Below are 12,527 nucleotides of genomic sequence, written 5' to 3' on the forward strand. Positions count from 1 at the left end.
TCCATCAAAAAAATCTGCTACTCACATTAAGTGAACAGCATTATAGTTACACTCTGTTTTTATTTAAACGGAATTGGATATGAACGAAACAAACAAAATCGCGTTATTCATCGATGCCGACAACGCCCCAGCCAGAAAAATTGATAAGATACTGTCAGAGTTGGCCCGTTATGGTGTGGTCAATATTCGCAAGGCTTATGGTAATTGGACTAATAGCTGCATTAAGCCGTGGGAAGATATACTGCACGAGTTTGCTATTCAGCCGGTTCAGCAATTTGATTTAACCAAAGGTAAAAATGCCACGGATATGGCGTTAGTGATTGATGTGATGGATGTTCTTTACACTAAACAAGTCGATGTAATTTGTTTAGTTTCCTCGGATTGTGATTTTACTCCTTTGGTGACCCGAGCTTTAGCCGATGGAAAATATGTCATTGGTTTTGGTGAACGTAAGACCCCCTCCCCGTTTGTTAATAGCTGCTCTAGATTCTTGTTTATTGACGAAGAGCCAGCTGAAATGGCAACTCCTGAACCCGCCCCTAAAAACATCAAAAGTGATACTCGATTGATGAATCTGTTGCGCCAAGCAATCGAAGCGGTAGAAGAAGATGATGGATGGGCCAGACTAGGTCCAATTGGATCGCATATTTCCAATCATGCGTCTTTTGACCAGCGTAACTATGGTTTTAAAAAACTCAGTGATTTATTTGCGGCAATAGACTTATTTGAGATGAAAAAAACCAATGGCTCGGCAATTTGGGTTCGAGATAAAAAGCGGGTTAAATAAATTCAGCTACTTGAGGAAAACTCCATACATTTTAAATAGTTTGTTTGGTGTATTTCGGAAAAATGTTTAAAAAGAATCAACGGTCTGACTCAAGACTCAACTCGGTTCCTACCGCCTTCTTTACCTTTATAAAGTGCGCGGTCTGCCCGAGCGATGGCTGAGTCTAAGTTTTCTGTATGTTTTAACTCACTAATGCCAGCAGTGATTGTAGGGCTGACATCAATACCCACCTCATTAAGCCAATTGTAATTAACAAAGGCCTCGCGTATTCGCTCTGCACTCAACTGTGTATCAACAAGGCTAGAATTAGGGAGAGTAATCAAAAATTCCTCTCCGCCCCAGCGTGATATTAAGTCTTGTTTACGAACTTCTTTCTTTAAGATCTCGGAAACTTTAATAAGTACGTCGTCGCCGACTTTATGGCCGTACAGATCGTTGATTTTTTTGAAGTGATCGATATCAATTAAAATAATCCCGATAACCTGATTATTGTTTGTTGAGTGCTGTATGGCTCTATCGACCAAATCGTTCATGTGACGACGGTTGTACAACTCTGTTAGCGGGTCGGTTGTCGCCATAATATTCAGCTTTTTCTGCGCACGACGTGCCGTAGTTAAATAATAAAACGACAAGTAACTAAACATGAAAAACACAACACTCATGTTAAACATATGCACTATTTTTAAGGCAAAAGCATTAATCGGTTCAATGGGCTCAATAAACCACGACATTAAATCAAGCCCGATAAGACAAGCAAATAACACGGCCAACGCGACTAACGCAGGTTTAAAAGACGTGGATAAAAATATCGCCGGAATAAACATGAATAAATAATAATGAAAACCACTTCCCCAACCAATTAGCGCTACGCCAAGGGCAGCATGTACAATCACTTCTAACCATATTAGAGAAACGGCTATTTTTTTCCTGCGGTTTTTCGACGCGTAATAAACAACTATATATATCGCCACACTAACCACGTTAAACCAAGCAAGAATGGGCGACCCTAGTGCGTGAAAAAGAAAAAAGAATGCGACATCAATCAACGACGCTACTTGGGCACAACGCATAAATACTTGCCAAAACTCTGGTCTTCGAAACTTACCCAATTCGCTAACCAGCGGTTCGTTTGTGGTGGACATTTACTTAACACTGCCTTTAGAGAATCTTTGAAACACAATTATCATAAAATCCTTCGAATATGGAGATAACCATGGGAGTAATTGCTTCGCGGAATTCATTTACTGACTTAAGAATTTGAAACTCAACATTACACTAATCCTACTCTATGTAAAACAATGACAATGCAATTTAGTTATCTGAATATATAAAAGAATAGCTTTAGCTAGACTGTCTTAAAGGTGAGCTACAGGGATGTAGCTTATAAAATGTTCCTGACATTTTGTGTAAAACACTTCCCTGCATTTCATCACTTCGCGACCATGCTAAACAGCGAATGTCCAATTTGCTCCTGGAAAATTTGTCGAACAGTGAGAACTCTCATCCCGACTCGCACCAAATATTCGATATTTTGGCTGAACGGAGTCAATAGCTAGAAGAAAAGTATACCGGTATTGATTATTTGCATGTCTATAACTCAACCTCGTGATCAGGGGTCAGTGCCCAAAAAGGCCTTCTTTGCCGGTATCATTCTTAAACATTTATTCTCACCTTACTCACTTTTAGCAAACTTCTAAACAATAAGCCTTGACCTAAAGTTAACTTGAAGTTGCATACTCTTAATCGAACTACTACTTAGAGGAAAACTTAGCATGACAAATAGTTTAGAAAATTTTATTAAAGAGGTCACTATGCGGTGGTCTGGCCTGAATACACAGACCACAACAGGTGTTAGAAAACTACTAATGGATTTAGCAAAAGCACCGAGTGATGAACATTGGTTAAAAGAGCTTCACCGAGATAAATCTCCTGCAAGCCAGCTTTATCACGACTCTGATCATGGTTTTATGTTACTGGCTCATACGGAGAAAAAAGGTCACTATCGCTCGCCACATAATCATGGTGCTGGCTGGGTGTTTTACACGGTTCAATCTGGCGCATTAGAAATGAACACTTACAAACAAATCACTACGTCAAAAGGTATTACCCATCTGGTCTCTAGGGGCTCTGAAATTATGAAAGCTGGCGATTGTAAACTCTTCTTACCAGGAGACATACACGATACTAAATGTTTGTCGGAAGACTTCATGCAATTTAGACTAACAAGTAGTGACTTTAAGGAGGAAATTAAATCAGGTCGGATGACCCGATTTATCAATGAACCACAGGTATAGAAGTCATTAGTCATTAGTCATTAGTCATTAGTCATTAGTGTAAATAAACTTACTGACTAGCACTTTTCAAAGGAAAAGACTGTCGTTTACGAGCTTGGGCTTTTCCTGCAACCCTCAGTAACTTTTGAAACGTTGGGCACTCAGAATGCCTTTTAGCTGAACATTTGGCGGCATGCTCTAAACATCGCTGTATTGCAGTTAACTGCTTAACCTTGTCGCCAATTTCATCTGCTTTTTCTTTAAGCTTTTCACGGTTAACTTCAAACTGACCTTTTGTGGTGAGCATTGATTGAATATCTTCTAGTGAGAATCCCCCCCGTTGTCCTAGAGCAATAAATTCTAGCTGTTCGAAGACATAAGAATCAAATAGCCGTTTAAGTCCATCTCTACCAATCGACTCTATCAGTTTCTTCTCTTCGTAGTACCGTAAAGTTGAAGCAGGGATCCCCGACTTCTTTGATAATCGCGAAATATCAATTACACCCATACCACTGTTGACCTCAAGTTAACTTTAAGTTGTATCATGCGAAAATAAGTTGGAAGTCCGACTTAGTCAAGTTTTATTAAGGAGATTAATCCATATGAGCAAAGAACATTTGCAAATTGAAAGACCGATAAATAATGGTGTGATGAGCCAAAACATCATTTTACTTAGTCTTGCAGCTGCTTTACTGATCCCAACATTAGGCGTCAGCATTACCAACGTTGCATTGCCCGCACTTTCACATAGTTTCAACGCGCCATTATCGGCAGTAAATTGGGTTGTCATTGCCTACCTAGTAGCAGTCACGTCACTCGTGCTTGGGGCAGGCGCACTAAGTGATAAATTTGGAAGAAAAAAAATGATGTTAACCGGTATCGTCATCTTTTTCGGGACATCCTTGCTTTGTGCATTAAGTACTAAAGTCTGGATATTAATTTTCGCTCGGTTTTTACAAGGAGCGGGGGCAGCATTGATACTTTCATCAACAATTGCGCTAGCTGGAACTTTACTCCCGAAAAATAAAACTGGCTTGGCGATGGGCTTAATGGGCACTACAGCTGCAATAGGTACTTCGTTGGGGCCTGTCCTTGGTGGGATGACACTAGCAGTGCTAAGCTGGCCGTTTATTTTTTGGCTATTAGCGATACTAGCTGGTTTAGCTTTTGTCTTGTGTTCAAACGGTATCCCAGATGAACACGTATCAACACTTAACCCCAAAAGGTTCGACTCATTAGGTACGATATTACTCACGGGCACATGTTTGTTTTATGCATTGGCTATGACCTCAAGTGACTTACTTATCACATTGACTAGCGTGAGCTTTTTGGCTCTTAGCTTTGGCCTTTTTACGATCTTTGTATACAGTCAAAAAAAGCTCTCCTCTCCGCTTATCAAGCTTTCAATATTAGAAAACAAATTACGTAATAGAACCTTAATCGCAAGTATATTTGTTAATGCTATTGCCATGTCTACATTAGTGATAGGCCCATACTACCTTACTTATGCATTGGGTATGTCTACGGCCACAGTTGGCATAATCATGTCAATAGGACCATTTATCGCCGCGTTATCAGGATACCCCTCTGGCAAGCTAGTTGATAAATATAGCGTTAACCCTATATTACTGCTTGGTTTGTGTCTGGTGATATTAGGCACTTTGAGCTTCGCATATTTACCGGTCAAGTTTGGTCTTTATGGTTATATAGCATCACTTCTAGTGCTGTCATTCGGAAGGCAGTTGTTTTTAGCGTCTCATCACACATTTGTCATGCATAGCATTTCTGACGAAGACAAAGGGTTAGCGTCTGGAGTCATAAATCTATGTAAAAACTTTGGTTTAATGACCGGAGCGTCACTTATGGGCGGAATATTTGGATTTTTTCTTCACGTTAAGCATGTATCAGATGCTACCACACAACAATTGAATGCCGCCTTCTCTACAACCTTCATTATTTCATCAATAATTGTTTTATTATCGCTAGTTAGTCTTTTTCTAACTAGCAAACAAAAGGCGCTCAGCCAGTGAGATTAATCAAGAGACTCGGGCCGCCTAACGTTTTAATGATCGGCCTAGGTGCAACTATGTTCATGGATGCAATGATTTGTGTTCTTCAATCACATTGGTCTGTTGGTTGCACACAATAACAGCTTTTTCTCTGGCACCGCCAGCTGAAGTGTCCACGAGAATGATTTGTTCAACCGCCTCTTGCTTACCTTGTTCGGAATATTTAATCGGGATACTAAGTGATGTTTTTTCTTGTAGGGCTCTATATCGGATTTTTTCACTATAATAAAAATTCAGAGACACTTAAAACAAGCGATTTGTTAGCAAGCAAATGGTCAATGTGATCTGAACCATCAATAGTGGACTCTTCGGTATTAGCTAGCGGTTTAGTGATTTTTCCCGTTTTAATAACACCGGTTTGATAGCAATATCTCCAGTGTTACTGAAGGTGTTACCAAAAAGTAAAGGATGCGACTAAACCTTAACGGTCATTACAGGCAATAAAAAACCCGCTAAAGCAGCTATTTATGTGCTTTGCGGGTCTTTATCGGTTCCTATTGAACCTCTATTTGGCGGAGAGAGAGGGATTCGAACCCTCGTTAGGTTTAACCCTAAACACACTTTCCAGGCGTGCGCCTTCAGCCACTCAGCCACCTCTCCAAATTTTGACTTTAAAAGTTCTATTGTGCTGACTTTCAAAGCGCGGCGTATGGTATGGAAATCATGTCCATGAATCAAGCTAAAACCTTAGTTTTAGTATAAATTACCTCATCAAATGTTAAATAACCTGAACTCGGGATAACCAACGCCTGTAAGCGACGCTATTTTTGTTGTCGACATTTTTTATCCCAAGCTCAGGTTAAATAAACTTAAAGCTGCAAGGATTAATCGCCGTAAATACAACAAAGCCCTCCTAAGAGGGCTGACTTTAGGTCAAAAGACATAACTACAACTTCATTTGTACACCTAGGGTTATACGGCGCTCAGCATAACGTCTACTGTCTACGTTTTCTGTCCATTGATGATAGTCTTCTTGGTATTCTTCTGTCAGGTTAGTACCTTGCAGTGACACAGAAACCATATCGTTTACGTCATAACTCACTGATGCATCTAAATAACTGGTTGCTGCTGTCCAGTATGCAAAGCGGTAGTTACCTTCGTATTTGACACCATTGAACATTTTACTGCGATAGTTATGGGCAATTCGGGCTTGGATACCGTCTTTTTCGTACCAAAGCGCTAGGTTGGTTTGAGTTTTAGAGTTGGCGATCCCAGGCAATGGATTACCATAATAGTCTAAATCAGTGCTTTCACTAGGCGAATAGGTGTAGTTAGCCGTGATACCAAACCCGCTCATCCAGCCATCTAGAAAATCCAAACCTTGTTGATAACCGATTTCAAAACCTGGGTCACTCCAATCACCTTCAATATCGAACGTTTCTGTGGTTTGAATCGGTACCGTTCCTGTAAATTCTCCTGTGGTCAGGTTGTAGCCCCTTACTTCACCGTCGCTGTCGACTATGTCGTCACGCTCGATTAATGAGGTTCTAAACTGGGTATTTCCTTTAACCATAAACAGACCTACGTTGAACATGCCAGTTTGGCTAAAATACCACTCATAAGACATTTCGATATTGTCGTTACGGTTGGGTTGTAAATTAGGGTTACCCGCTTGACCACCGCCTGTGGCACAAAAGACATCTTCGCCGGCGCTATTTTTAATTTCACAGTTTTTAACACGATTGACTGTTAGGCCGCCTGCCAGTGAATCGGTATTGTGGGTTGACACTGTTTCAGTATAGGAAAAGCGTAAAATTTGCTCTTCATCTAGATTCAAAGCTAAATTAATCGCAGGCAGAAAATCACTGTATCCGTTGATTGTATTCACTTTATTGCCGTCTGGCTGGAGTACACCGTTTGATATCAAATATTCTTGACCGTTAAAGGTAGCCACAGAGCCTTGCAAAGCTTCACTTTGCACTATATCGAACTCGGTTTTAATGTATCGAAAACCAATATTGCCTGTGTAGCTAAAACCACCGATTTCCCCTTCTAAATTTGATTGTAAATAAAAGGTTTTCGTGACGTCTTCTAGTACATATACGTTGGCCGCATCGGGTGCTAACACGTTTGTACCATACATTTGTTCGTGCCAGGCAATGGGGTCTTTCATTGATTTGGGGTCAATAAAATAGAAGTTCTCTAGTCCGGCTGTGCCTTTAAAGTCACTGATCTGTTTGATCATGCCTAATTCGTTTAACTCAGTATACGAAATAGGTGGTATGTAAGATTCTAACGTAAGCGGCGCTTGAGTGGCGGTATCTTTCCACCGAGCTAAAAAAGCATCTCCATAGGCATTAGTGCGAGCTACACCACCATACCAACCATCTTTTTTCACCTCTCTAGTGGCATGGCGCACTCCAAAATCAATGGATGTCACCATAGGAATAGCGTCGATATCCAAAAGGTACGTGCCGTCTACTCGGAAAATATCAAGGTCTGCGTTGGTAAATTCACCATATGAATTGGACGACTTATTGCTGTAGCGATCCAGATTACTACCAAACGCCTCGGTTACTACTTCACCGGTGACTGTATCGGTGACTTGTACATCTGCAAAGTTCCAAGTTTGTAAGCCATTTGCGTAAGAAATACTAACGGGATTTTGGGTATAGTCTCCCGCTGGTGTGCCATCAGGCAATTCAGCTGGTAACCCCACGTATCCCCATGGGTTGGCATCGCTAATGTATTCATTACCGGGCCCGTGGTAAGTATCTCCAATCTGTTCACCAGACAAAATAAACGAATCCACCACACTTCGAGCGCTATCGTTAGCGGCTTCACCGTGCACCCAGCGCACACTGGCGGTTAAGTTACCGCCGTTATCGTAAGTTAACTCTAAATTGGTATTCAGTGCTTCTTTGTCAACTGCCCAAGTTTGGTTATGAGCTTTCACCGATCTCGCTTGGTAATCCGCTGCTTGCACCGAGTAATAGTTTCCTTCACCCACCACAAACTCACCGTCTTGATTGGTAATATTCGGGTAAGCCGTAGTTTGGGTAGGTGTAAACCATCCTGTGACTCCTTGCCAAGCTTGGCTCGCCACTATGCCTGCAAAGTATTGATACTCTTCGAGCTTGGTATAAAACACATCACCTGTTAACTGTAAAGCATCAGATATTTGGTATTGAAGCGACGCATTTAGACCCGTTCTTTCACGTTCAATAAAACGATTCGCCGCCTGATGACCTTGGAAACTGTAAAACACATCGTTGACGTCACCATCACCATTCACATCAACATTGTCTTGCACAAAATTGGAAGTCTCTGCGGCGTTAAAACTCCAACCGCCATATTGACCAGGCTCACCACCTTGGGAACCTAAAGTGTAATCGGCAAGGTAACTGTCAGACCGAGACACGTTTAAAGTAAATCCAAAATCTCTTTCATTGTTATAACCCACAAAGGCGGATAAAGAGGGGTCGGTTTCTTTTCCTAGAGAGCCTCGAGAAGCCTCTACTTTACCTAATGCCGTCCAGCCACTTTCCAACATAAAGGGGCGGTTGGTTTTTAGATCAATCGTCCCGGCTAAACCACTGACTACATTGTTGGCTTGAGAAGACTTATACACATCTAAACCAGACACCATAGTCGAAGGAATATCCGCGAAGTCGGGCGTGATGGTAGTAATATTACCGGCTGGCAACATTTGTTCACCGTTTAACGTGGTGGCAACATTGCCGTTACCACGAATGTTAACTAGGGCGCCTTCACCACCCGACCGGGTGATTTGTACCCCAGTGATGCGTTGCAACGAATCGGCAATAGTAGAATCAGGCAACTTGCCTATATCTACCGCTGATATCGAATCGATTACGCTGCCAGCGAACCGTTTGTTTTGCATGGATTGTATAAGTGAGCCGCGAATACCACGTACCACTATGACTTCATCTTCTGACTCGGCTTCAGCGCTCGCTTCATTTTGTTGTGCCAGTGCTGCGCCAGACAACATGAGACTTGCCGCTATGCTTGCAGACAAGATATTGCGATTAAATGTTCTATTTTGGAAAGACATATTCATTCCTTTTCTTATTTTTTGTAGGCGGCATCGGGTTTAAGAAAACAAGATGCATCCGAGTAATCACTTAACGTCGACGGTTTGAACTATTCAAAACGCACGTTATCAATGAAGAATTGTGCATCTTCGCTGCTGTTGTTTGGAGCTTGAAACCTCACACCAAAGCCTTCGAGTTCACCTGCAGTAAGGTCGATACTCAATTCCACTCCACCTTCGGTAACAGGTATGGCTTCAGGCCAGCTTTGTTCACCTTCGCCTTTCCAGAAGATATGAGCATTAACATCCGCACCGGCATTTAGGGCGTTGACATTGATCTTCATAGTGGTGACATCACCCAGCAATAAACCACCAGCCGGACAAACTTGGAACACTATGTCGGCAGTATTGGCGGTGCTGGCAGACAAGGCTTGTTTACCTTCAGCAGACCAGTCTGATGACAGTTGAATGCCAGCTGTGGGCGCCCAACTCACTTGGAATTCCCAACTTTTGGTGCCTTCAAAATCATAAATGACCCTATCCTCCAAACGAACGTTATCCAGATAGAATCGCGCATCAGTCGCAGTGGCATCGATGTTTTCAATTTGTAAACCTAAGCCTGCAAGCCAGGTGTATTCAGAGACATCAATCTCTAGCTCTAATCCGTTGTCACTAATGGCGATAGCACCTGCATCAGCCCACGCCCAGTCATCACCGTATTTAACGAATAACTTGATAGTGGTAGCTGCACCCGCACCCACTGCATGCGCACTGAGCTTTAAAGTAGAAATGTCGGTTACATCGATACCACCAACTGGATAAGCTTGGAATACCACACCTGTGGGGTCAGTTTCCTGTGACAAGTCTTTAATAATGGTCAAAGCGCGACTGCCACTGGTTGCCCAATCTTGGGTTACCGTTAAACCTGGGACTCCGCTCCAGTTGATTTGTGACTCCCAGCCTGATGTATTGGGTTCAAAGTCATAAATCACCGTGTCATCTAAACGTACGTTATCTAAGTAAAATTCTGCAGCGGTGGCTGCTGCATCAATGTTTTCATATTGGAAACCCAATCCTGCAAGCCAATCAAAGCCCGACACATCCACTTCAAGTTCAATACCGCCGTCTACAATTTCAACGGCCCCGCTATCGGCCCACGCCCAATCATCGCCGTGCTTCACAAATAACTTCACTGTGGTGCCTGCACCTGCATTAATGGCATTGGCACTGACTTTAAGGGTAGTGACGTCACTCACGTCAATACCGCCAGTAGGATACACTTGAAACATTGCGCCCGTAGGCTCTGTTTCTGCGCTGAGATCTTTAACCAAAGTTAAGGCACGAGAACCACTGGTTTTCCATTTATCTGAGGTTGAGATCCCTGAGGTAGGTGACCAGTTAATTTGTGCTTCAAAATTTTGGGTACTGACTTCAAAACTTTCCCATAGACCAGCTTCGACTTTGTCTCGGCCACCAGGGATATCTGCCAAATTAATCACACCATCAAAGGCATAGTTGCTGTCGATAATGGCGTTGTCTATGCCATCTGGACCATACTGTTCAGAAGAATTCCATGTGATAAAGAATGACCACCAGGCATTTTGTTCATGCATTAACGACACATTAGGAATAGTGCCAGTTTCTGTAAGGGCCACTAATTTTTTACCGTTAAAGCGGTCTTTTAACGTGGCATATTGCGAGCTAAATGGCGCATCTGGATTAGCCCCTGCGTAGCCATCGTAACCGACAATATCGACGTATTCATCACCCGGATACCAATTGCTGTCTAACTCACCTGCATGGGTAAATACCCAAATTAAGTTGTTCAAACCATGGGTATTAGTCATACGGTCAAACATGATAATCCACAGCTCTTTTAGCGCTTCGGCGCCGGCGTTACCCCACCAAAACCAAGTGCCTTCCGCTTCATGCAGTGGCCGCCACAACACCGGAATTTCGGCATCATGTAACTTTTTAAGCTCTGCAGATACAGTATCTATATCAGCCAACAATGCAGTGTATTCAGCACTATTTTTATCTGCCAGTGCTGCGGCTAAATCAAAGGTTGTCGCTTTGCTATAAAAACCAGACCACCAAGCCTGTTCACTGCTTCCCGACTCGTCACCTAAGCCATCACCGTCGGTGTCAGTTAGGTGCATAGGCGCATTCCAATGCCATAAAGCAGACAAGATCACGTTCTTTTCTTCATGCTGGGCAATCATCGCCTCTGTTATGCCTGTCACGTCTGTGCCATTGCTGACTCTGCTCGCAGACATATCAATATAATCAAAGGCCACAATAGCGGGTGCATCATCACCCGTTGCAGCTACCACTTTGTCAAACTCGGTTAACCCAAATTGGTTGTCTTTTACTAGGTATTCAGTTTGTCCAGACAAGGTGCTGCTACCATAGTTTGTGGTGAGATATTCCATTAACGTTATTGCAGAATCTTGGGCATTGGTATTGACTAAAGTAGGAGCAACGGCAAGCGGTGCAGGCGGTTGCGCGGCAGGCACTGTCATGAGGTAATCTAAGCGGTAATAGTTCCAGCCTCCGCCAACTTCAATGATATTTTCACCGGCGTTGAGTTTAATGACGCCAACTCGGTATTCAGAAAAATTACCTGTTGCGTCTACGGTGATTTCGGTTTCGATGCCGTTGATATTAACGATCGCTACTTTGCTTCCATATCCGCTCGATGGAATACCAAAGGCGGCGTACAAGGTGACAAACTTATCTTCTTCGGCGTTAATGCTAAAACTTACAGACGCTCCCGGAGTAATATCTTCTGTATGGGAACCTGATGCGCCCGAAAGGTAATTCTCTCCCGAGGACACCGCATTAACGGCTGTTAATGTGGCTACACTTTCGTCTTCAATTTCATAGAAAACTTTAGTAGCAGGGTCAAACACAGTGATGCTAGTCGTAGCTACAATGGGCTCGTCTGCTGCGTTTAAGGCTTCACTGCCGTCAGCATTTAGCGCTTTAACTTCAAACTCAAAGGTTTCGATTCCTAGCACATCAGGCGCGGTAAAGGTAATAGCAGTAGACGTCCAATCAGATACTCCTTCAATAGCCGTACCCGATGTTTGGGTCCAGAGCACAGTTTGCCCTGATACCGTGCCCACCAAACGGGCACTAATGGTGACATCTGAATTGGGTTCGTACTCGGCACCTTCAGTGGCAATGATCCCCAATGGGCGTTCTTCAGGCGTATAAGTCACTGTATCGGTATTTAGCTTTGCCTCATCAACACAGCCCGTTGTTATGCCAGCTACTAAAGCAAATAACATTGCTCCTACTGGTTTTATGCTTGTTTTAAGTCTCATTTTTGGCCTCTAAAAGTAGCTCAATCTATTGTTAGAATTTTTCCAACAACAAAATGAACCGGTTCACTTTGTTTA

General features: G+C 42.7%; 8 protein-coding genes and 1 tRNA gene. 3 read left to right on the forward strand and 6 right to left on the reverse strand.

Going from position 1 to position 12,527, the window contains the following annotated elements:
• Window positions 1-79: 79 nt before the first annotated feature.
• Window positions 80-787, forward strand: coding sequence for an NYN domain-containing protein (locus tag KO534_RS12760; protein WP_215930052.1), 708 nt, complete (start codon window positions 80-82; stop codon window positions 785-787).
• 89 nt (window positions 788-876) lie between these two features.
• On the opposite strand, the gene KO534_RS12765 is transcribed toward KO534_RS12760, so the two are convergent.
• Window positions 877-1,929 carry a GGDEF domain-containing protein gene (locus KO534_RS12765; protein ID WP_215930053.1) on the reverse strand — a complete coding sequence of 351 codons (1,053 nt, stop codon included), beginning with the start codon at window positions 1,927-1,929 and terminating at the stop codon, window positions 877-879.
• Window positions 1,930-2,559: 630 nt separating this feature from the next.
• Here KO534_RS12765 and KO534_RS12770 point away from each other — a divergent pair.
• Complete coding sequence (locus KO534_RS12770) at window positions 2,560-3,081, forward strand: hypothetical protein (RefSeq protein WP_215930054.1); 522 nt, start codon at window positions 2,560-2,562, stop codon at window positions 3,079-3,081.
• A gap of 49 nt (window positions 3,082-3,130) precedes the next feature.
• Here the strand turns inward: KO534_RS12770 and KO534_RS12775 are convergent, their stop codons facing one another.
• Window positions 3,131-3,568 (reverse strand): helix-turn-helix domain-containing protein, encoded by a 438-nt coding sequence (locus KO534_RS12775; protein ID WP_252732129.1) that lies wholly within the window; start codon window positions 3,566-3,568, stop codon window positions 3,131-3,133.
• 94 nt (window positions 3,569-3,662) lie between these two features.
• Between KO534_RS12775 and KO534_RS12780 the strand changes: the two genes are divergently transcribed.
• On the forward strand, window positions 3,663-5,090 hold the full coding sequence (locus tag KO534_RS12780) for an MFS transporter (protein WP_252732130.1): 1,428 nt from the start codon (window positions 3,663-3,665) through the stop codon (window positions 5,088-5,090).
• A 60-nt stretch (window positions 5,091-5,150) separates the two neighbouring features.
• Here the strand turns inward: KO534_RS12780 and KO534_RS12785 are convergent, their stop codons facing one another.
• From KO534_RS12785 to KO534_RS12800, 4 genes are all read right to left on the reverse strand, one after another.
• A complete protein-coding gene (locus tag KO534_RS12785) occupies window positions 5,151-5,372 on the reverse strand; it encodes a hypothetical protein (protein WP_215930055.1) in 222 nt (73 codons plus the stop codon).
• A gap of 267 nt (window positions 5,373-5,639) precedes the next feature.
• Window positions 5,640-5,729 (reverse strand) — tRNA-Ser (locus tag KO534_RS12790).
• A 286-nt stretch (window positions 5,730-6,015) separates the two neighbouring features.
• A complete protein-coding gene (locus KO534_RS12795) occupies window positions 6,016-9,150 on the reverse strand; it encodes a TonB-dependent receptor (RefSeq protein ID WP_215930056.1) in 3,135 nt (1,044 codons plus the stop codon).
• 83 nt (window positions 9,151-9,233) lie between these two features.
• Window positions 9,234-12,452 carry a glycosyl hydrolase gene (locus KO534_RS12800; protein ID WP_215930057.1) on the reverse strand — a complete coding sequence of 1,073 codons (3,219 nt, stop codon included), beginning with the start codon at window positions 12,450-12,452 and terminating at the stop codon, window positions 9,234-9,236.
• Window positions 12,453-12,527 lie beyond the last annotated feature (75 nt).

This window comes from Paraglaciecola arctica, from assembly GCF_018861065.1.
GTDB classification, from domain to species: Bacteria; Pseudomonadota; Gammaproteobacteria; order Enterobacterales; family Alteromonadaceae; genus Paraglaciecola; species Paraglaciecola arctica_B.

Excerpts from the sequence above, each read along its gene's own strand:
- KO534_RS12765 (WP_215930053.1), bottom strand. The coding sequence starts at position 1,929 with ATGTCCACCACAAACGAACCGCTGGTTAGCGAATTGGGTAAGTTTCGA.
- KO534_RS12780 (WP_252732130.1), top strand. The coding sequence starts at position 3,663 with ATGAGCAAAGAACATTTGCAAATTGAAAGACCGATAAATAATGGTGTG.
- KO534_RS12795 (WP_215930056.1), bottom strand. The coding sequence starts at position 9,150 with ATGAATATGTCTTTCCAAAATAGAACATTTAATCGCAATATCTTGTCT.
- KO534_RS12800 (WP_215930057.1), bottom strand. The coding sequence starts at position 12,452 with ATGAGACTTAAAACAAGCATAAAACCAGTAGGAGCAATGTTATTTGCT.
- KO534_RS12775 (WP_252732129.1), bottom strand. The coding sequence starts at position 3,568 with ATGGGTGTAATTGATATTTCGCGATTATCAAAGAAGTCGGGGATCCCT.
- KO534_RS12770 (WP_215930054.1), top strand. The coding sequence starts at position 2,560 with ATGACAAATAGTTTAGAAAATTTTATTAAAGAGGTCACTATGCGGTGG.
- KO534_RS12760 (WP_215930052.1), top strand. The coding sequence starts at position 80 with ATGAACGAAACAAACAAAATCGCGTTATTCATCGATGCCGACAACGCC.